General features: G+C 39.5%; 21 protein-coding genes and 1 riboswitch. Of the genes, 14 read left to right on the forward strand and 7 right to left on the reverse strand.

All coding sequences use genetic code 11. From position 1 onward, the window contains the following. Window positions 1-8: 8 nt before the first annotated feature. The 6 genes from AC5SLP_RS02560 to AC5SLP_RS02585 are packed head-to-tail and all read left to right on the forward strand — an operon-like array spanning window position 9 to window position 4,449. Entirely contained in the window at window positions 9-734 is a 726-nt protein-coding gene (locus AC5SLP_RS02560) for an inositol monophosphatase family protein (RefSeq protein WP_495253557.1), read from the forward strand. 22 nt (window positions 735-756) lie between these two features. Next, on the forward strand, window positions 757-1,635 hold the full coding sequence (accD, locus tag AC5SLP_RS02565; RefSeq protein ID WP_495253558.1) for an acetyl-CoA carboxylase, carboxyltransferase subunit beta: 879 nt from the start codon (window positions 757-759) through the stop codon (window positions 1,633-1,635). Then, window positions 1,632-2,087 (forward strand): 23S rRNA (pseudouridine(1915)-N(3))-methyltransferase RlmH, encoded by a 456-nt coding sequence (locus AC5SLP_RS02570; protein WP_495253559.1) that lies wholly within the window; start codon window positions 1,632-1,634, stop codon window positions 2,085-2,087. Before accD ends, AC5SLP_RS02570 begins: the two co-directional genes overlap by 4 nt. A 42-nt stretch (window positions 2,088-2,129) precedes the next feature. Further along, window positions 2,130-2,489 (forward strand): RNA polymerase-binding protein DksA, encoded by a 360-nt coding sequence (dksA, locus tag AC5SLP_RS02575; protein ID WP_495253560.1) that lies wholly within the window; start codon window positions 2,130-2,132, stop codon window positions 2,487-2,489. A 17-nt stretch (window positions 2,490-2,506) separates the two neighbouring features. Then, window positions 2,507-3,517 carry a fatty-acid--CoA ligase gene (locus AC5SLP_RS02580; protein ID WP_495253561.1) on the forward strand — a complete coding sequence of 337 codons (1,011 nt, stop codon included), beginning with the start codon at window positions 2,507-2,509 and terminating at the stop codon, window positions 3,515-3,517. Beyond that, window positions 3,514-4,449, forward strand: a complete 936-nt coding sequence (locus AC5SLP_RS02585) for a tRNA dihydrouridine synthase (RefSeq protein WP_495253562.1) — start codon at window positions 3,514-3,516, stop codon at window positions 4,447-4,449. The genes AC5SLP_RS02580 and AC5SLP_RS02585 overlap by 4 nt, the downstream gene beginning before the upstream one ends. Here AC5SLP_RS02585 and AC5SLP_RS02590 read toward each other — a convergent pair. The 5 genes from AC5SLP_RS02590 to AC5SLP_RS02610 all read right to left on the reverse strand — a co-directional run bounded on the left by AC5SLP_RS02590 (window position 4,446) and on the right by AC5SLP_RS02610 (window position 7,757). After that, a complete protein-coding gene (locus AC5SLP_RS02590) occupies window positions 4,446-4,805 on the reverse strand; it encodes a hypothetical protein (protein ID WP_495253563.1) in 360 nt (119 codons plus the stop codon). The two genes, AC5SLP_RS02585 and AC5SLP_RS02590, sit on opposite strands and share 4 nt — an antisense overlap. Continuing rightward, window positions 4,802-5,728, reverse strand: coding sequence for an AEC family transporter (locus AC5SLP_RS02595; protein ID WP_495253564.1), 927 nt, complete (start codon window positions 5,726-5,728; stop codon window positions 4,802-4,804). The genes AC5SLP_RS02590 and AC5SLP_RS02595 overlap by 4 nt, the downstream gene beginning before the upstream one ends. Beyond that, window positions 5,729-6,598 carry a hypothetical protein gene (locus tag AC5SLP_RS02600; RefSeq protein ID WP_495253565.1) on the reverse strand — a complete coding sequence of 290 codons (870 nt, stop codon included), beginning with the start codon at window positions 6,596-6,598 and terminating at the stop codon, window positions 5,729-5,731. Continuing rightward, window positions 6,595-6,906, reverse strand: a complete 312-nt coding sequence (fliN, locus tag AC5SLP_RS02605) for a flagellar motor switch protein FliN (RefSeq protein ID WP_495253566.1) — start codon at window positions 6,904-6,906, stop codon at window positions 6,595-6,597. The genes AC5SLP_RS02600 and fliN overlap by 4 nt, the downstream gene beginning before the upstream one ends. A 257-nt stretch (window positions 6,907-7,163) precedes the next feature. Further along, window positions 7,164-7,757, reverse strand: coding sequence for an NAD(P)H-dependent oxidoreductase (locus tag AC5SLP_RS02610; RefSeq protein ID WP_495253567.1), 594 nt, complete (start codon window positions 7,755-7,757; stop codon window positions 7,164-7,166). 142 nt (window positions 7,758-7,899) lie between these two features. Between AC5SLP_RS02610 and AC5SLP_RS02615 the strand changes: the two genes are divergently transcribed. Next, window positions 7,900-8,325 (forward strand): ArsC/Spx/MgsR family protein, encoded by a 426-nt coding sequence (locus AC5SLP_RS02615; RefSeq protein WP_495253568.1) that lies wholly within the window; start codon window positions 7,900-7,902, stop codon window positions 8,323-8,325. Then, window positions 8,310-8,603 (forward strand): hypothetical protein, encoded by a 294-nt coding sequence (locus tag AC5SLP_RS02620; protein ID WP_495253569.1) that lies wholly within the window; start codon window positions 8,310-8,312, stop codon window positions 8,601-8,603. Before AC5SLP_RS02615 ends, AC5SLP_RS02620 begins: the two co-directional genes overlap by 16 nt. On the opposite strand, the gene AC5SLP_RS02625 is transcribed toward AC5SLP_RS02620, so the two are convergent. Continuing rightward, a complete protein-coding gene (locus tag AC5SLP_RS02625; protein WP_495253570.1) occupies window positions 8,600-9,526 on the reverse strand; it encodes an AEC family transporter in 927 nt (308 codons plus the stop codon). The two genes, AC5SLP_RS02620 and AC5SLP_RS02625, sit on opposite strands and share 4 nt — an antisense overlap. 196 nt (window positions 9,527-9,722) lie before the next feature. Here AC5SLP_RS02625 and AC5SLP_RS02630 point away from each other — a divergent pair, with 196 nt between their 5' ends. Both AC5SLP_RS02630 and AC5SLP_RS02635 read left to right on the forward strand, forming a co-directional pair. Continuing rightward, window positions 9,723-10,205, forward strand: coding sequence for a HugZ family pyridoxamine 5'-phosphate oxidase (locus AC5SLP_RS02630; RefSeq protein WP_495253571.1), 483 nt, complete (start codon window positions 9,723-9,725; stop codon window positions 10,203-10,205). Window positions 10,206-10,417: 212 nt separating this feature from the next. Continuing rightward, complete coding sequence (locus AC5SLP_RS02635) at window positions 10,418-10,801, forward strand: hypothetical protein (RefSeq protein ID WP_495253572.1); 384 nt, start codon at window positions 10,418-10,420, stop codon at window positions 10,799-10,801. Window positions 10,802-10,838: 37 nt separating this feature from the next. On the opposite strand, the gene thiC is transcribed toward AC5SLP_RS02635, so the two are convergent. Beyond that, complete coding sequence (gene thiC, locus AC5SLP_RS02640; protein WP_495253573.1) at window positions 10,839-12,707, reverse strand: phosphomethylpyrimidine synthase ThiC; 1,869 nt, start codon at window positions 12,705-12,707, stop codon at window positions 10,839-10,841. After that, a riboswitch (TPP riboswitch) is annotated at window positions 12,707-12,820 on the reverse strand. It overlaps the preceding gene by 1 nt. A gap of 221 nt (window positions 12,821-13,041) precedes the next feature. Between thiC and AC5SLP_RS02645 the strand changes: the two genes are divergently transcribed. From AC5SLP_RS02645 to AC5SLP_RS02660, 4 genes are all read left to right on the forward strand, one after another. Then, window positions 13,042-13,779 carry a sulfite exporter TauE/SafE family protein gene (locus tag AC5SLP_RS02645; protein WP_495253574.1) on the forward strand — a complete coding sequence of 246 codons (738 nt, stop codon included), beginning with the start codon at window positions 13,042-13,044 and terminating at the stop codon, window positions 13,777-13,779. Between the two features lie 6 nt (window positions 13,780-13,785). Then, window positions 13,786-16,611, forward strand: coding sequence for an excinuclease ABC subunit UvrA (uvrA, locus tag AC5SLP_RS02650; protein ID WP_495253575.1), 2,826 nt, complete (start codon window positions 13,786-13,788; stop codon window positions 16,609-16,611). 163 nt (window positions 16,612-16,774) lie between these two features. Beyond that, window positions 16,775-18,079, forward strand: a complete 1,305-nt coding sequence (locus AC5SLP_RS02655) for a cation:dicarboxylate symporter family transporter (RefSeq protein WP_495253872.1) — start codon at window positions 16,775-16,777, stop codon at window positions 18,077-18,079. Between the two features lie 88 nt (window positions 18,080-18,167). Continuing rightward, window positions 18,168-18,977, forward strand: coding sequence for an HDOD domain-containing protein (locus AC5SLP_RS02660; protein WP_495253576.1), 810 nt, complete (start codon window positions 18,168-18,170; stop codon window positions 18,975-18,977). Window positions 18,978-18,979: the final 2 nt, after the last annotated feature.

Below are 18,979 nucleotides of genomic sequence, written 5' to 3' on the forward strand. Positions count from 1 at the left end.
AGAATCGCGTGGATTTTATAGCGGCAGTTCTTAAAGCCAACGAAGAGATTTATCACCATTTACATGTAAAAGGGTTGGAGGCAAAAGACCACCACTCTTTTCATGTAGGTGCGGGAGGCGATATTAGTTCAGGCATTGATTTAGAAGCCGAAAGAATCTTTATCAAATATCTCTTGCCCTTTGGAACCATTGTTTCAGAAGAGAGTGGGGTGATTGAAGGTTCAAATACGTCTGTTCGTATTGTGATTGACCCCATTGATGGAAGCGATAATTTACTATCACATTTACCGTACTATGGTACTTCTGTTGCTTATTTTGATGAAGAAAAGTGTACCAAAGCGGTTATCGTAAATCTTGCCAATAAAGACCTTTTTATCAAAGATGAAGACGGTCTAAGACAAGGCACATTGGGCTCAAAATCTTTACGGGAAGTGACATGTAATGCCTACAGCAAAGTAGGTATTTTTGAGCGCTCTTATTGTTCAAAAAAAATTCACCCACTGCTTCAATCTGCTCATATCAAATACCGTTCACCAGGAGCATTTGCACTCTCTTTAGCGTATGCTAGAGAGGTTGCTTTTGTTGTTTATGAAGGCAAAATGCGCACCTACGATATCGAAGCAGGACTCTTTATGTGTGAAGGATTATTGACCTATAAAGCAGAGGATATTTTCCTCGTAAGCAAAGATAAGGAAATTTTCGATAAAATAGTAGACTTATTTATAAGCAATTAGCTTTAAAAGAGGATAATAACCGATGCGATTTGCCGAAATCTTTAGTAAAATTAGAAAGACACAGTCTGCACCCAGTGAGGCTCCAAGTCATTGGATTAAGTGTAGTGCTTGTCAATCATTAATGTATTATAAAGAGGTAGAACAACGTTTTAGTGTCTGCCCAAAATGTGGATTTCACATGCGTATTTCAGCTTCTAAGCGCATCGAACAGCTATGCGATGAAGGAAGCTTTATAGAATTTGATGCCAATCTAGCACCTGTGGACCCTTTAAAATTTGTCGATAAAAAGTCTTATAAAAAGCGTATCGAAGAAGCCGAAGAAAAAACCGGTAAAAGCTCTTCCGTTATTTGCGGTTCTTGCAGTATTGATGGGATTAAAGCACAACTTGTTGTTTTCGATTTTGCCTTTATGGGCGGAAGTTTGGGTTCGGTGGAAGGTGAAAAGATTGTACGTGCAATTAATCGTGCAATTGCTAATAAAGAAGGTTTGATTATCATCAGTGCAAGTGGTGGTGCGCGTATGCAAGAGAGTACGTTCTCTTTACTTCAGATGTCAAAAACGTCTGCTGCACTTGCGAAGCTTGCTGAGGCAAAATTACCATACATCTCTGTTTTAACAGACCCAACAATGGGCGGTGTTAGTGCATCCTTTGCTTTTTTAGGCGATATTATTATGGCAGAACCCGGTGCATTAGTGGGTTTTGCGGGACAAAGGGTAATTAAACAGACCATTGGTGCCGATTTACCTGAAGGTTTCCAAAGAGCTGAGTTTTTATTGGATCATGGTCTCATCGACATGATTGTGACCCGTGAAGAGATGAAAAAAGTAATAGCAGATTTGCTCAAACTTTTAGGCGAGCATTGTAAAAGTGATGATTTTGAGTTAAGACTCAAAGCATGAATGTAAACGTCTTTACGATTGAAAAGAGTAGTGATAAAGCGCTTGATTCTATCGCAAATGATTATATAAAAATGATCTCTCGCTTTGCCAAAGCGGAAGAGATTAAGATATTTAATAAACAAATAGCCTCGGCACAAATGATCGGATCACGAGAAGCGAAAGCGTCTTATACCAAAGCGTATGAACCTTATTTAAAAGGGTACAATGTTGCTTTGGATGTAGAGGGTAAAGCGCTTAGCAGTGAAGAGTTTAGCTTGATTTTCGACCAAGATATTACGATTAACTTTTTTATTGGTGGCGCATTTGGGTTTGACGAGGTATTTTTAGGGCAAACTCAAAAGATTATAAGTTTAAGTAGATTAACATATGCGCACAAAATCGCGAAAGTGGTTTTATTTGAACAAATTTATCGGGGATTGTGTATAAAAAACAACCATCCCTATCATAAATAGTTGATTATAATGCAGGGCAATTTTTTCTAAAGGAAACAAAGGATGAGAGAGCACGAGTTAAAGCATTTTGAAGACCTTCTTAAAGAAAGAAGAGTTCAAATCAAAAAAAACATTGAAGATTCAATGCGTGAGATCGATGATCTCAAAGACAGTGAGGTTGGCGATGAAGCGGATCATGCTTCTGTCAGTACAGATCGTATGATCGAACAAGCTATCAGTACGCAGCAAATGAAAGAGCTGAATGAGATTGAGTTTGCACTCAACAAAATCCGTAATGGTACATACGGTATTTGCGAAATGTGTGAGGAAGAGATAGGTTTTCAGCGCCTTAAAGTAAAACCACATGCAAGATATTGTATTGTATGTCGAGAGATTATTGAGAAGTCAGCAAAAAATAAATAAGTAAAATAGGACAACACATGGGAATTAAACGTTATATCCTTTTATCACTGATCTATATGGTTGCCATAGGGCTTTATGTTTATAGCTTTTATGGGGAGAGTTATACCTTAGTACTTTTTGGTCTCTCGTTAAATCTTCCAGTGGCATTGTGGGTGATTGTTCCTGTGTTTATTCTGGTTCTTGGCTCTATCGCGCATTTGGTATTTTATAATTTTAAAGATTTTCTCTACAAGCGTGCTCTTAAAAAAGATTTTGAGATGTATCAAGAATCTGCAAAAAATAGAATATTGGGCGAAGAAGTAAACGTCAGTTATAAAACAGATGGTTTTAAGTTTGCAGGCAAAGTGCTCCAAAGCATGCAGTTTGATCCATCCGTTCCTGCCTCCTTTATTGAAGAAGAGATTGCAAAAGCATGCGCCGTTGCTATCAGCATTACCAATGGCAATTATGAAGATTTAAAAAAATACCGTCTTGCCAAGACCAATCCATTGGTGATTAAAAATATGATTAATCGCTTAGTGGTTGAACCGAAATTTTCACTTGAGGTTCTTAAAAATTGCAAAGATACCGACAGTGAGTTATGTCAAAAAGCGTATGATGCATTGATTAATTTTGCCAGCTTTAATGAAATTAAACGTTATGATTTTCCTACGGATAAACGTATATTCCGTCGTATGATGGAGCGTTATTTAGACGCAGATGATAGTTTCGATATGGATTTGAAATCCATTGAAGATATGCTAGATCAATTTAATGCAGACCGTGCAGATTATTTAGAGCTTGCCCGTGAAATCAAAATTAAACTAACGCCGGATGCCTTAATTGCATTGTTTGAAAAACTTTATAACACCAAAGGCTCTGTCGCGGCAGATGCTTATTTGTATGTTTTATATGATTTGCAAATGATTGATAAAATTCGTGATATTTTAGCAAATTCAGATAAAGATGAATTTGTGAAATTTAAGACCGTTCTTTTCTTAAGAGACAATGGTAAAAGCATCGATATCGATAAATTCTTGCGCGTATGACTCCTGAGATAGACTTTGAGAAGGGCATTTTAGCCCTTGCTCCTCTTGCTGGTTTTACTGACCTCCCGTTTCGTTCTGTTGTTAAAAAATTTGGGGCGGATGTCACTTTTTCTGAAATGATTAGTGCGAATGCACTGCGCTATGGTTCTGAAAAGACCTTTAAAATGCTGACAAAATCTCCACTTGAAGTTCCTTATATCGTTCAAATTGCCGGTTCCGAGATAGATGCCATCAAAGAAGCGGTGCTTGTTCTAAATGACATAGAAGGCATTGATGGGATTGATCTTAATTGCGGTTGTCCCGTGCCAAAAATCATCTCACAAGAAGCAGGTTCATCTTTATTGCTCAATCTTCCAAAAATGCAAAAGATTCTAGAGACGATTAAGACACACTCTAATAAACGCTATACCAGTGCGAAAGTTCGCCTTGGCTTTACCACCAAAATTCCAGAAGAGATTGCTAAAGCGTGTGAAAGCGCTGGGGTTGATTTTATGAGCATGCACGGACGCACACGTGCGGGTGCGTATAAGGCGGAGGTAGATTATCAAGCGATTGCACGAGCCAATGCAGCGGTTAAGATTCCTGTTATTGCTAATGGTGACATTACCAGTTATGAAAAAGCATTACATGTAAAAGAGATAACCGGATGTAACAGCTTAATGATTGGGCGAGGAGCCGTTGGAAATCCGTGGATTTTTTATCAGATTCACAATGAACTCAACCAGGTTGAAAAGACAAAAATCCTAGAAATCGTGGTTGAGCATTTTGATGCGATGGTCAATTTTTATGGAGAGAAAGGTGCGTCTATTTTCCGTAAACATTTACATACCTATTCCAAAGGTTTTCGTGAGGCCTCAGAGTTTAGAGACCGTATAAACCGTATCGAAGAGCCTGCCTTGATGCGCGAGGCTATTGTGAGCTTTTTCTCTTAGTATCCATCATCAAAGCCACGTGCTTTGTGTTTCTCTTTTTTATAACTTCCGCGATATTTCTCTTTTTCCAGTAGATTGGCTTCTTTGAGAAGTCGCTTATGTTTTTCACCCTGTTCTCCTTCATCCGACGCAATGAGGGATACCACTAAATTGACGTAATTTTGTAAAGCATTCGTGTACGTTGAATCCAATCGCACTACCTCTACTTTTTGCAACGTTTTAAGACCCTTTTGCGCACGCTTAACAAAGAGTTCATAATCAAACTGTTCATTCTTTAATGCACTCACACAGCTGCTTAAAAAGCGCTCTAATGCTCGTATGTATTTGACTCTGGCATCTTTGTCATTGATGTTCATGGTAAGCTCACGATTGTAAGATAATGCAAGAGATTGCTAATAAGAATAAAAAAGGGTATAAAAAAAAGCGATGTAAAAAAGACCAACACGGTGACATCTAAAGGTCTGCACTCATACAGTGCCGCTAAATTGACATTGGTCACAGCTAACGGGACGATTAACTCAATAAAAATCAACGTGGCTATCATCGGGTCTAAATTGAGCCATCCATAAAGGATAAAACCCGCAATCAAAGGCGTGATAATAAATTTAATGAAGCTGACATGTAAAAGCAATTTGGTGTTGATATTGCGCAGTTTGATATTGTAAAGATACATTCCAAAAATAACCAACTGAATGACCATCGTGCAGTATGCACCCATCTCCAAAGGTTTTTGCATTGCTGGGTGGAGTTTGATATCAAAAATATTCATAAGAAGCGCAATGGCAGCAAACCAAATCACAGGCAGTTTGATGATGTTAAAGAGAGATTGTTTGATGCTAAAATTGCCTCTTGAGTAAAAGAAGACGCCTAAAGTATAAACGATAAAGACATTCGTGATATTAATCATACTCATGTATAAAATAGAAGCATCACCAAAAAGCGCTATGCCTAAAGGAATGCCTAAATTTCCCGTGTTGCCGATAATAACGCAAATCGTAATAATCGATTTCTCTTTAATATCTTCAAAGAAAAATCGTGCAATAACGGAGCTAATGACGACGCAAATCAGCGAAATGGCAATATACAAAAAAGGGATTTGTAACAGTGAAAAATCGATAGGGCGGCTGGATAATCCCCAAAAAGAGAGCATGGGCTGTAAAAAGTAGATGGAAAGAAGAATCATTCCCTTTTCATTCATCTCCTCTTTGAGGGTTCGTTTTGCCATGAAGCCAAGCAAAATGAAGGCGTAGATAGACAAGATAGAAATGGCGATGGTCATCTAAGCTTTGGTGTCTTCAAAAGGTGGATAATCCGCGGAAGCTTTATTTTTATACGTATTGAGCTTGGAATCTTGAAGCTTTAAATAATCATCCAAACGACGACGGTTTTCTTCAAACACTTTTTCAAATTCGCTGTCGTTTTTGACTTCGCCATTTTCAAATTTTTCCAACAAAACATTGCTATTGCCGGTCATGACGAGGTATTTGATATTGCCGTATTCGAAGAGAACCACACTGTTTTGGTTGTCGATAGGTTTTTTATGCAACAGTGTGACTTCTTGATTGGAGCCAGTTTTTGGGTTAAAGAGCCATGATTTGCCGCTATTGGCTGAAGGGTGCATACTTCGAACGCCCAAACGACGTTTAATCCAAAGCATAAAGACGACTAAAAGCAGTAAAACAACAATAACGATGATATAGCGTGTATCTACCAAATCGCCCATGGAAGAAGAGCCTGTGGTAAGAGGAGACACTTTTGCATCGGCATTAGCGCTTTGGGATGGTGCTTGAAGAATGCTACTGCGAATGCGTAGTCCAAATCCATCAACGGTTTTTGACGCAATGACGCTGATACGTTTATCGCTTTTGAGGACGATTTTAAGTGCATTATTTTTTTCTGGAACGATAGAAAGTTCTTGGATAATCGCAGAGTTGATGCTCTTTTCAATCATCTTGTCATAACTTAAATCACTGATAATAAGCGTAATGGATGTCGCATCGCTTTTTTGTAGGATACTGCCTTCATGCGGTGCGTCAAATGAGAGCATCACATCAACACGGTCACTTCTTTCATACACGTTGTACGTCAATAAATTCGAAGCATTTAACCATGAAAGAAGAGCGAACAGTACAAGTATCAGTCTCATCATAGGTTCTCTTTTTTAAAGTATTGAATAACGGTTTTAGAATCTAAAATTTCATTGATACGAATCGCAAGATTTTTTTCATAAACCATTACTTCACCTTTTCCAAAAATTTTACCGTTAATATAGAGTTCCACACTTTCACCTGCTGGTTTTTCGAGGTCAATAACAGAGCCTTTTTCAAGTTTAAGAAGTCTTTGTATGGTAATACTGGTCGTGCCAAGTTCTGCGACGAAATCCACGCTAATATCTAAAAGATTTTCGAATCCTGAGAGGAGTTTTCGTGCGACATACTCTTGATCGGCTGCGTCCAATGTATTTCCTTTGAAGTTGTGTTGTGAAAATTAAGCAAAAACTCTTCCAAACCTTGTTAAACACGTCTTATTATAGTTTATTTAGTTTAAATTGTTTATTAATCAATCAAATTCATTTAAGCTTAGGCGAGGTAACAGCGTCAGTTTTTCATTTAATTTTAGAATTACATGTAAAAAGTAAAAGAGATATTTAGCGAGGTAAAATGGACATAAAAGAGTGTTTAAGAGATGTCCTTTGTGAACATCTCTTTTAACGATTAGTGCGTGATGTTTTGTTTAAGGTGCGCACTAAAACGTGCGATTTCTTCTTCGATATTTAAATCGCCTTTGAAGATGTCATGCACGGAAAATGTTGGAAGCTTTTGTAAGCCGCAAAATTGAAATGTTTTATGGGTCGCAACGTTGGCTTCATCAAGGCTTAGTCCATCAAAAAAGCCTTTAGGATTGCTAAATTCTGAAGTAGGGCAGTTGTATGTGAGAGAGAGCATATAGTATTTGCCTTTCATTAAACCGCCGCTTCCGTATGTTTTTGATGCATCGTGTCTGCTTCTGCCGTCATTCGCATATGTTACGGTGCCAACACCCGCTGAGAAAATCTCATCAATGTATTTTTTAGTCAGCCAAGGCACGCCCATCCAATAAACAGGGTATTGAAATAAAATAACATCTGCCCATGCAAATTTTTCAAGTTCTTCTTTGATGTCATAGTTACTTTCTACCACGCTGTTTTTAACATTAAATCCTGCTTCGCTTAAAACTTTATTGGCTGTGTCAATGTAAATCTGCGTTAATTTCCCCTCCGCTACATTTTCATAATACTGATGTCCGTTGATGATGAGTACATTTTGCATGTCCGCTCCTAGTAATTTTTAGAAAATAATAACTGTTATATTCTTAAAAGTTTATTACTTTACTTTATGTAAGTAATGTGCTTTGATTTATCTTCAGTTTGGCATGACAATTGCATAGGAGGAGAAAAGCAAAGGAGTCATGATGTTTTTTACTACTACCCCAAAGGTCATCTTTTATGAGAAAACAGGATGCAGTGGCAATGCACGTCAAAAAACACTTTTGCGTGAACATGGAATTGCTTTTGAGGTGCGAAGTCTCTTAGATACGCCATGGAACAAACCAACGCTAGAAGTTTTTTTTGAAGGACTTAGCCCCAAAGAGATGCTCAATCCTTTCGCCCCACAACTTAAAGATGGCAGTTTTAAACTAGAAGATTACACGAAAGAGAGTCTTATCGAAAAAATGGTGCAAGAGCCACTTTTAATTCGCCGCCCATTACTCGAAATTGGCACCGTAAAACTCTGCGGATTTGACATCGAAAAGCTCAACACCCTTTTACATGTAAACATGCCAACGCCTTCCAATATCAACGCCTGTTTAAGCAGTGATGCATGCAACAATGTTTAGAGTACATTTGCAGGGAGTTTGAAAAAGTCAAAGACTACTTAAATGCTCCAAGCCCTGCAAAAGAGCGCATCATCGACAATTTATTTGCCAATTTTATGAAGTGTTTTGCGCAGTATCCTTTTGAAAAAAAGCGCTACCCCAAAGAGTTTTTAGAGAGTGCCAATCTCTACAATGCAGGCGATGTTGTCATGCTCAAGCGTTTTGAAGACATCGGGATGCGCTACCTTTTGCTCAGCGACTTTTATGACTATGTGAAGATAACGCATTTGTACCGTTAATGAACCTGCACAATGCCAAAATAGCCTAAAAGATAACTCACCAAGATAAGATAAGGGATAAACAAAAACGACGTAAAGAAGATGAGTGTGGCAACATCGAGTGGCTTACAGTCATAAATTGCCGCGACATTGACATTGGTAAGTGCTAGTGGCATGATGAGTTCAACAAATAATATCGCCGCAACCATAGGCTCTAAGGGAAGAAAATAAAATAAAATCCACACCGTAATGAGCGGTGCTACAATGAATTTCACAAGATTTACATGTAAAAGCAGTTTGAAGTTGAGCATGCACAGACGAATGTTGTACATGTACATGCCAAACGCGATGAGTTGAATGACGATCATACAATAAGCGCCCATCTCCAAAGACTTAAAAAGCGCTGGATGAATCGTGATGTTTGAGATGTTTAACACAAGCGCCAATCCTGCCGCCCAAATCACGGGAAGTCTGAAAATGTTGAGGATGGAGGCTTTAAAACTGGATGTTCCACTGGAGTAAAAAAAGACGCCCAGCGTATAGGTCAAAAAGGTATTTGCTACACTAATCATACTGGTGTAAATGATAGAGTCTGCTCCAAAAAGCGCGATGCCTACGGGGATGCCAAGGTTGCCTGTATTGCCAAGAGCGACGCAAATGGTCATGATGGAGCGCTCTTTTGCATCGGTAAAAAAGAGTTTGGAAAAAATGTAACCAATGCCAATCGTGATGATAGAAATGAGAATGTAATACAGCGGTACTTGTAAAAGCTCAAACGTGATGTGTTTGGTGGAAAGTCCCCAAAACGAAAAAATAGGGTGTAAAAAATAGACCGAGAGAATGCTCAGCCCTTTTTCTTGCAACTCATCTTTGAAAATCTTTTTAGCGATAAATCCAAAGAGAATAAAAACATAAATGGAGAGAATCGAAATCGTAATATTCATGAATGTAGCTTTACATGTAAAAGTTTTGAAAGAGTATTGTAACGAAAATAGCGTCAAAAGGTTTACTCTTTCGTGCTACAATAAAAAGTCTAAAGCACAAAGGCCATAGGCTTTTTGCCAAAGAAAATTCACCCTTAGCGTAGCATTTGAAGCTTTGCTCTCACTACGCATCAAAAAAATAGAAAAGAGTTGAGTCATGAAAACATTTATTCAAAACATTCAAACCGCTATCATCGGTACGCTCGATGCCAATAACCATCCGTTTAGCTCGTACGCACCCTACGTCTATGACAATCACCGTTTTTACGTCTATATCTCAGACATTGCCACCCATGCGAAAAACATCCAAAGAAATCCTAAAGCATCTCTCTTTTTTGCAGAAGACGAAAGTAAAACAGAGAATCTATTTGCAAGAAAACGTGTCTCCTTGCAATGCGATAGTCAAAAAATTGAACGAGGAAGTGAACGTTTTGAAACGGTCTTGGACTTGTTTGCGCAAAAGTTTGATGCCAAGATGGTCGAAACCCTCAAAAAGATGACTGACTTCAACCTCTACGAGCTCCAGACGACTTACGGCGAAGCAACCTTTGGCTTTGGTAAGGCCTATTTTATCGGCGGGGAACATATGGACGAACTCATTGCTAGGGGCGAGAGTAACCCACATCGCGGGGTGAAGTAAAGCTTTTACATGTAAAGCGTTTTATCTGATTGTTTAGCTAAAATTGAATTTAGAAAATAGAGGGCTAATGGACAAAAGTTAAAAGTTTAACCCTGACCCCTATTTTCTTAAGTTGGAAGTGTGATTGGCAGAAGAAAAGTCAAAAGTTTAGCCCTTTTCTCTGCTTTTCTTAAATTATATAATACTCTGAAAAAGACATATAAGGATTTTAGATGGAAGCAATATGGACAACAATACTGTTTACATTTGTTGGAATTGTAGGGGGAGGACTCGTGAGCTGGTTTGTTACTGCTCACTATACAAAAATAAGTAATCAAGGATTAGAAAAGTTTACAAACTTGTTGATTCAAAAAATTGGAGAAAAAGATAATTTATTAGAATCTTTAGTATCTCCACAACAAGATTCACAAAAAATATTAGACGAAAATTCTAAAATTAGTAAAAGTGTAATACGAGAAGCAAATTTAATAAATCAAAAGTACAATGTGCATCTTGATACTTCATCTTTAATGAGATGCCAAACTTGTGGTAGTTCTTCACATTGGAATGGTAATAGATGTATGAACTGTGGACAAATTGATGATGGCGATTTCTAATAAGCTTTAGCCCTTGAAAAACAAGGGCTAAAATGCTTTACATGTAAATCTGTCCGCCGCTCTCTTTAAAATGTTCGGCTTGCTCTTCCATGCCCTTTTCTAACGCAACATTCACATCTTCTGTGCCGATTTTGGCGGCGTAATCTCTCACGTCTTGTGAGATTTTCATGGAGCAGAATTTTGGGCCGCACATGGAGCAGAAGTGGGCGACTTTGGCACTTTCGACGGGTAAGGTTTTGTCGTGGTATTCACGTGCTCGGTCAGGGTCGAAGCCGATGTTGAACTGGTCGTACCAGCGAAACTCAAAGCGTGCTTTACTCATAGCGTTGTCGCGGATTTGCGCACCGGGGAAACCTTTGGCAAGGTCGGCGGCATGGGCGGCGATTTTGTAGGCGATGATGCCTTCTTTGACATCTTCTCTGTTTGGTAAGCCTAAGTGCTCTTTTGGCGTGACGTAGCAGAGCATCGCCGTACCGTACCAGCCGATTTGTGCGGCACCAATGGCTGAGGTGATGTGGTCGTAGCCAGGAGCGACATCGGTCACGAGCGGTCCAAGCGTGTAGAAAGGCGCTTCAAAACAGTCCTCTAACTCTTTGGTCATGTTCTCTTTGATCTTTTGCATCGGCACGTGTCCCGGTCCTTCAATCATCACTTGCACATCGTGCTTCCATGCAATTTTGGTCAGTTCTCCCAAGGTCTCTAACTCGGCAAACTGTGCTTCGTCGTTGGCATCGTAAAGGGAACCGGGGCGTAAGCCATCCCCAAGCGAAAAGGCGACATCGTACGCTTTCATAATGTCACAAATCTCTTCAAAATGGGTGTAGAGGAAGTTCTCTTTATGATGATGCAAACACCATTTTGCCATAATAGACCCGCCACGAGAAACGATGCCTGTGAGACGTTTAGCGGTCATAGGTACGTATGCTAAGCGAACGCCTGCGTGAATAGTGAAGTAGTCCACACCTTGCTCGGCTTGCTCGATTAAAGTGTCTCGGAACACTTCCCATGTCAAGTCTTCGGCGATGCCATTGACTTTCTCTAAGGCTTGGTAGATGGGTACCGTACCGATAGGCACAGCGGAGTTACGAAGTATCCATTCTCTTGTTTCATGGATGTTTTTGCCAGTAGAAAGATCCATGACCGTATCGCCGCCCCAACGCGTAGACCAAAGCATCTTTTCGACCTCTTCCTCGATGGATGAGGTGGTTGCGGAGTTGCCAATGTTGGCGTTAATTTTAACCATGAAGTTACGCCCGATAATCATCGGCTCGGCTTCGGGATGGTTCACGTTGAGAGGAAGAACGGCGCGACCTGCGGCAATCTCTTGGCGGACAAATTCAGGGGTATAAACATCGGGAAGATTTGCACCAAAATGTTCCCCTTTGTGTTGAGCGCCTAAGAGTTTGTTTTGGCGCGCTACTTCCAAATTGCAGTTTTCACGAATGGCGACATACTCCATCTCTGGCGTGATGATGCCTTGGCGGGCGTAGTGCATTTGGGTGATGTTTTTGCCCTTCATCGCACGGCGTGGTTTTTTAAGGTTGGGGAAGCGAAGGGTTTTAAGCTCTTCGTCTTCAAAGCGTTTGTGAAAGTATGCCGAACTAAAATCACTCAACTGCTCGGTATCGGCACGCTCTTCTATCCATTTCGCACGAAGGGGTTTAAGCCCTTGATGAAGGTCGATTTTGACGTTTGGGTCGGTGTAAACGCCTGAAGTGTCGTACACATGCAAAGGCGGATTTTCTTCGACGGTGCCGTCACTTTTTGCGGTGGGACTAAGCTCTATTTCACGCATTGGTACTTGAATGTCAGCTCTTGAGCCTTGAATGTAAATTTTACGAGAACTTGGGAAGTTTTGAATGTAAGATGAATCTATTTTTTCAAGATTATCGAGGACTTTACTCATAAGTGTATCTCCTTATTTCCTACGCTGGCATTACCCAGATCAGGTTCGTGAAGCCACATTAATGACTTCTTGGGGTATAATCTCAGCTTTTTACAGCACCCCCACAGACAATAGTAAACAGTTAGAAAGTGATTATACTTACTCCATCAAAAAACGGACTTAAGCCACAGAGTTGATGCAAAAATAGGCATTATTTTTTTAGAATACGTTTCATTTATTTACATGTAAAAACATTTATATGTAAAAGCGATATCCGTATCACTTTATTTTTTAAATTGTTTATTAAGAGGGGTTAAAGTAGAATGAAATATCTTAAAACGCAAAGTTGGCATCGATGTTATTAGGACTGGGTCTGTTTGGAATTATTGTTGGATTTTGTTCAGGTTTTTTTGGTATTGGTGGTGGAACGGTTTTAGTTCCGGCACTGATTTATGCAGGCTACGACATCAAAGTTGCTATTGGTATATCGGTAATGCAAATGGTTATGGGCTCACTTTTTGGCTCATACATTAATCACAAAAATGGCAAGCTAGAGCTAGGGCATGGTCTTTATTTGGGACTTGGCGCATTAGCAGGTGCATCTTTTAGCGGGGCGATTGTCACTGCTTTACCGCGTGTTGCTCTTTTGATTATTTTTTCTCTCATTTTAGCGATGTCTATTTATAAATTTTTTACAGCCCCCATTGAACCAAAAGCCGAACCCAATCGTTCACGCATTTTACTGTTTTGTGTGGGACTTGGTATCGGGTTGATTGCCATTAGCGTTGGAACAGGTGGAGCCGTTTTTCTCACGCCTATTTTAGTGGGCTTTTTAAATTGGGAGATTAAACAGGCGGTTTCAACATCACTCTTTTTTGTGATATTTGGTTCTATTTCAGGGTTTATTAGTCTTTCAGCACACGGGTTAGTGGACTATACGGATGGATTTATCGTTGGCGTCGGCTCATTGGTTGGCGTCTATTTTGGAGTAAAAAAGTCACACACGGTGGATAAAAAGGTTCAAAAGAAACTTTTGCTCATTTTATACTGTGTGTTACTTGCGCTTACCATTAATAAAATTTTTCAAAGTTAGGCTTTTATGATAAAAATATATGGTGCAAAAGAAAATAATCTTAAAAATATTAATTTAGAAATCCCTAAAAATAAGCTCGTTGTTTTTACGGGACTCAGTGGTAGCGGTAAAAGTACCTTGGCGTTTGACACGCTTTATGCCGAGGGACAACGCCGTTATATCGAGTCACTCTCCTCATACGCAAGACAGTTTTTGGACCGTGTGGGAAAACCTGATGTCGAAAAGATAGAAGGTTTGACTCCTGCCATTGCGATTGACCAAAAGACGACCAGTAAAAATCCTCGCTCAACCGTTGGAACGATTACGGAGATTTACGATTATCTGCGTCTTTTATATGCACGGGTTGGAAAACAGCACTGCCATATTTGTGGAAAAGAGATTTCGCAAATGTCAGTCGCCGATATCATTGAGCAAGTGTTAAAACTTCCAGAAGAGACAAAGCTTTCTATTTTAGCGCCTTTGGTTCGAGAAAAAAAGGGTAGTTTTGCCGACATGATTGAATCCTTACGCCATAAAGGCTATGTCAGAGCTTTGGTGGATGGCGTTATGGTGCGCCTTGATGAAGAAATTGAGCTTTCAAAAACAAAAAAACATACGATTAAAGTCATTATTGACCGTGTGGTGATTCGTGAAGAAAACAGAGACAGAATCGCAACCGATATTGAAAAAGCATTGTTAGAGAGTTATGGTGAAGTAGAGCTTGATATCGCCAATGCTGAAGAAGTAGGGCTTGCAACATCGCATATTCATTACAGTGAGCATCTGGCATGTTTTGACTGTAAAATCAGCTTTGAACCGCTAGAACCACTCTCATTTTCATTTAACTCACCCAAAGGCGCTTGTCCGACCTGCGATGGTCTTGGCATTCGTTATACGCTTGATTTGAAAAAAATCATCAATGAAAATGTGAGTATTGATGAGGGCGCTATTCGTATTTTTTACGGGTTTAATAAAGGTTTTTATGCCAAGTTTTTAGCGGCGTATTGTGAAGCGGCAGGCATTAGTACGCGTATCCCTTATGAAGAGCTTGAAGAGTATCAGCAACGTTCTATCCTTCATGGCGGCGTTGAAGAAGCAACCTTCTTTTGGAAAAAACATAAGCTCACACGTAAATGGGAAGGTGTCATTAAAATCGCTTACGATATGCTCAAAGATGAAAAAGAGTTGGGCGATTATATGAGCGAAAAGACGTGTGACACCTGTGGTGGATACCGTCTCAAAAAAGAGAGTTTGGCGGTTCGCTTGGCAAAGAAAAACATCGCCGATATTCTTGAATTTCCGATTGATCAGTGTTTAGCATTTTTCCAAGATGAGAAAAATTTTGCTTCCATGAAACCACAGCACAAGATGATCGCTGAGCCTATTTTAAAAGAGATTAAAGAGCGCCTTTTCTTCTTATTTGATGTGGGACTTGGGTACATCAGTTTGGGAAGAGACGCACGAACCATTAGCGGTGGTGAAGCACAGCGTATTCGTATTGCTTCGCAAATCGGAAGTGGTTTAACGGGTGTTATGTATGTTTTAGATGAGCCAAGTATCGGATTGCATGAAAGAGATACGTTAAAACTAATTCGAACCTTGCGCAACTTGCAAAAAAAAGGTAATTCGGTCATTGTTGTGGAACACGATAAAGAGACCATTAAAACAGCAGATTTTGTCGTAGATATTGGACCAGGGGCTGGAAAATTCGGTGGAGAAATCGTTTTTGCAGGTACCAATGAAGAACTTTTAAAAAGCAATAGTCTAACCGCGCAATACATCAATGGTACAAAAGATATTAATTATAAAGAAAATCGTGAACAAAGTCGTTGGATAGAACTGAGTAATGTCAGCATCAACAATATCCAAAACCTTGATGTTAAAATTCCTTTAGGCAATCTCGTGGCGATTACAGGTGTGAGCGGTAGCGGTAAAAGTTCACTCATTTTACAAACCTTGCTTCCCGTAGCCAAAGAGTATCTTAACCGTGCTAAAAAGGTCAATAAAGTCGCAGGTGTTGAGTGTATTGGGCTTGACCAACTCGATAAAGTTATTTATCTAGATCAAAGTCCTATCGGAAGAACTCCACGCAGTAATCCAGCCACGTATACAGGCGTGATGGATGAAATACGAGCCTTGTTTGCTAAGACCAAAGAAGCGCAAATCAGAGGTTACAGTGTCGGACGATTTTCATTTAACGTCAAAGGTGGTCGTTGCGAGAAGTGCCAAGGCGATGGTGAAATTAAAATTGAAATGCACTTCTTACCTGACATCATGGTCAAATGTGACAGCTGTAAGGGACATCGTTACAACGCTCAAACGCTTGAGATTAAATATAAAGGCAAATCCATCTCCGATGTTTTAAATATGAGCGTGGATGAAGCGTATGAGTTTTTCAAAGCGATTCCTAAAATTCACCAAAAAGTACAGACCCTTGTGGATGTTGGGCTAGGGTATATTACCCTAGGTCAAAATGCTGTCACACTCAGCGGCGGTGAAGCGCAACGTATCAAGCTGTCTAAAGAACTGAGTAAAAAAGATACGGGCAATACCCTTTATGTTTTAGATGAACCAACTACCGGTTTACACTTCGCGGATGTGGACAGATTGGTAAAAGTGTTACACCATCTCACAGATATGGGTAATAGCGTACTGGTCATTGAACACAATATGGATGTGATAAAAAATGCAGATTATATTATCGATATGGGACCTGAAGGCGGAAGCTATGGTGGGCGTATAATTGCGATGGGAACGCCGTTTGAGGTTGCAAATACTGCTGAAAAAACGGGAAGTTATACCGGAAAATTTTTAGCGTTAGAACTGGGAATAAAAAACGAAGAAAAAAAATAGTTTCATTTTGTAACATGTTGTTACAAAAGAATGTCACTTTCTGCATTGCATGAGTAGGGACATAATATAGACATAATTTTTCATTATAATCGACTGAATTAAAAACAAAAAAGGATTTTTTTTGGAAGCAGTTGCAGGTTCAGTCGTTACTGATAATGAAAAAATTAAGCATAGAGATTGGAAAGGCTATACCATCAAAAGTTTAGCCTTCTGGGTTGTTGTAGGCATCATAGCAGGTATCGTTTTCGGTATCGTTGATCCTCAACTTGCAGTAAAAGCAAAACCAGGAATTGACTGGTTTATTCAAGTGTTAAAATGGCTTGTAGGACCGATTATTTTCTTGACGATTATCTCGGGAATCGTAGGCTTGGAGAGTTTAAAAGAAGTAGGTTCTATCGGTCTTAAGGCCTTGATTTACTTCGAGATAGTAAGCACGTTTGCACTTGCTATCGGTGTTCTATTAGGCAATGTCCTTGGTGCTGGTAAAGGGATGAACTTATCGGTTGCTTCTATGGATGCTAAAAGTGTTGAAAAATTTACCCATGGTACACAAGATGTTGGCTCTGTATGGCATATTTTAAAAGGTGCCGTTCCGAGTGACCCTATCAGCCCTTTTCTTCATGGCAATACGTTACAAGTGCTTTTTATGGCACTTTGTCTTGCGATTTTAATTTCTGCGTTTGGTGGAAAATATAAACCTTCTATTTTAAGACCTATCGAAATTGCACAAACTTTTTTCTTTAAAATCTTAACCCTTTTAATGTGGTTCAGCCCTATTGCAACGTTTAGTGCGATGTCTTTCTTAATTGGTAAATTCGGTGTGGCTTCACTGATTAATATGGCAAGTTTGCTAGGTGTTATGCTAGTGTCTGTGCTTGTGTTTATTTTTGGTGTGCTTGGCATCATCATGGCGATTTTTAAAATTAATATTTTTAAATTTATGCGCTTTATCGCGAAAGAAGTTCTGATTGTTTTTGCAACATCATCGAGTGAATCTGCATTGGCTCCATTGATGCGTCGTCTTGAATCAGCAGGTGTGAGCAGAGGAACAACGGGTCTTGTTATTCCAACGGGATATTCATTTAACCTTGATTGTACCAATATCTATCTTTCACTCTCCATCATCTTCCTTTCCCAAGCGTTTAATATTCCTCTAACGCTTGGCGAAGAGCTGAGCATTATTTTTATCTTGATGGTCACGTCCAAAGGTGCTGTGGGCGTTACAGGTTCAGGCTTTATTGTTCTTGCAGGAACTTTGTCTGCTATGGGTGGTGCTATTCCTGTGGCTACCGTTTCCGTTCTGTTAGGTGTTGATAAATTTATGAGTGAGATGAGAGCCGTGGGTAACCTTTGTGGTAATGCAGTTGCCGCTGTTGTCGTCGGTGCTTGGGATAAACAAATTGATATGGATAAATTCCGTTATGCGCTTGATCATCCAGAAAGTGTTGAAGACGCTATTCCAGGTTAATCTTTTTCGTCCCAATGAGGCATAACGTCTCATTGGGATTTCAACAAAAGAAAGCTATAATCTTCTCAAAATTCAATAAAGAGATGGCATGCTAGCAGAAATCGCCGAACGTATTCGTGCATTACCTCCCTTACCAAAAACATTTCTACAAATCAATGAGCTTTTTCGCAATGAACATGCAAGTATTGCTGATTTGGCTAAACTCATTGAAGAAGACCCGATGTTGGTTGCAAACTTGCTCAAAGTAGCAAACTCTCCTTTGTATAGTTTTCGTCGAGAAATCAAGAGTGTTTTGCAAGCGGTTGGTCTTTTTGGTATGTCTACAACGCGCTCATTGGTGATAGACATGTCTATCAAAAAACTTTTAAACGTTGATCTTTTGCCTTATAATATTTCGCCCGATGAATTTGCCCAACTTTCACATCTTCAAAGCATATTGGTCAGTCGCTGGTACAAAAAAGTCGATACGAGCAAAGTTGATTTTCTGTTCTTAGCTGCACTCTTACAAGAGACGGGTAAAATTTTGATTGCCGATGAAATTGTAAAAAGCAATGAAACCTATCAGTTTAAAGCCGAACTTGATAATAACCCTAACGTAGCCATGGTTGAAAAAATGTTCGTGGGTGTAAACAGTAGCGAAATTACCGCACTCATTTTTACTCATTGGAAATTTGATGAGAAGATGATTCAATCAATTCAATACACTGAAAACTTAGATGAAGCACCTGAGGCTATTCGAGCTTATTCGGCTGCTCTTAAAGTTGTTAAAACTGCTATTCCTATTAATGCACCGCTTGCAGAGCGAAGTATTAATCTTGCGCTTGGAATTTTAGAAAAAGAAGGACTGGAAAGTACGCCTTTCTTAGAGGTTGTAGAACAACTTAAAGCATGCTACTAGCA

The sequence above is a fragment of the Sulfurospirillum sp. E15m genome (genome assembly GCF_059415145.1).

Excerpts from the sequence above, each read along its gene's own strand:
- AC5SLP_RS02660 (WP_495253576.1), top strand. The coding sequence starts at position 18,168 with ATGCTAGCAGAAATCGCCGAACGTATTCGTGCATTACCTCCCTTACCA.
- AC5SLP_RS02570 (WP_495253559.1), top strand. The coding sequence starts at position 1,632 with ATGAATGTAAACGTCTTTACGATTGAAAAGAGTAGTGATAAAGCGCTT.
- AC5SLP_RS02615 (WP_495253568.1), top strand. The coding sequence starts at position 7,900 with ATGTTTTTTACTACTACCCCAAAGGTCATCTTTTATGAGAAAACAGGA.
- AC5SLP_RS02590 (WP_495253563.1), bottom strand. The coding sequence starts at position 4,805 with ATGAACATCAATGACAAAGATGCCAGAGTCAAATACATACGAGCATTA.
- AC5SLP_RS02630 (WP_495253571.1), top strand. The coding sequence starts at position 9,723 with ATGAAAACATTTATTCAAAACATTCAAACCGCTATCATCGGTACGCTC.
- AC5SLP_RS02585 (WP_495253562.1), top strand. The coding sequence starts at position 3,514 with ATGACTCCTGAGATAGACTTTGAGAAGGGCATTTTAGCCCTTGCTCCT.
- AC5SLP_RS02620 (WP_495253569.1), top strand. The coding sequence starts at position 8,310 with ATGCAACAATGTTTAGAGTACATTTGCAGGGAGTTTGAAAAAGTCAAA.
- uvrA (WP_495253575.1), top strand. The coding sequence starts at position 13,786 with ATGATAAAAATATATGGTGCAAAAGAAAATAATCTTAAAAATATTAAT.
- AC5SLP_RS02600 (WP_495253565.1), bottom strand. The coding sequence starts at position 6,598 with ATGATGAGACTGATACTTGTACTGTTCGCTCTTCTTTCATGGTTAAAT.
- AC5SLP_RS02610 (WP_495253567.1), bottom strand. The coding sequence starts at position 7,757 with ATGCAAAATGTACTCATCATCAACGGACATCAGTATTATGAAAATGTA.
- dksA (WP_495253560.1), top strand. The coding sequence starts at position 2,130 with ATGAGAGAGCACGAGTTAAAGCATTTTGAAGACCTTCTTAAAGAAAGA.
- AC5SLP_RS02635 (WP_495253572.1), top strand. The coding sequence starts at position 10,418 with ATGGAAGCAATATGGACAACAATACTGTTTACATTTGTTGGAATTGTA.
- AC5SLP_RS02625 (WP_495253570.1), bottom strand. The coding sequence starts at position 9,526 with ATGAATATTACGATTTCGATTCTCTCCATTTATGTTTTTATTCTCTTT.
- thiC (WP_495253573.1), bottom strand. The coding sequence starts at position 12,707 with ATGAGTAAAGTCCTCGATAATCTTGAAAAAATAGATTCATCTTACATT.
- AC5SLP_RS02580 (WP_495253561.1), top strand. The coding sequence starts at position 2,507 with ATGGGAATTAAACGTTATATCCTTTTATCACTGATCTATATGGTTGCC.
- AC5SLP_RS02645 (WP_495253574.1), top strand. The coding sequence starts at position 13,042 with ATGTTATTAGGACTGGGTCTGTTTGGAATTATTGTTGGATTTTGTTCA.
- accD (WP_495253558.1), top strand. The coding sequence starts at position 757 with ATGCGATTTGCCGAAATCTTTAGTAAAATTAGAAAGACACAGTCTGCA.
- AC5SLP_RS02595 (WP_495253564.1), bottom strand. The coding sequence starts at position 5,728 with ATGACCATCGCCATTTCTATCTTGTCTATCTACGCCTTCATTTTGCTT.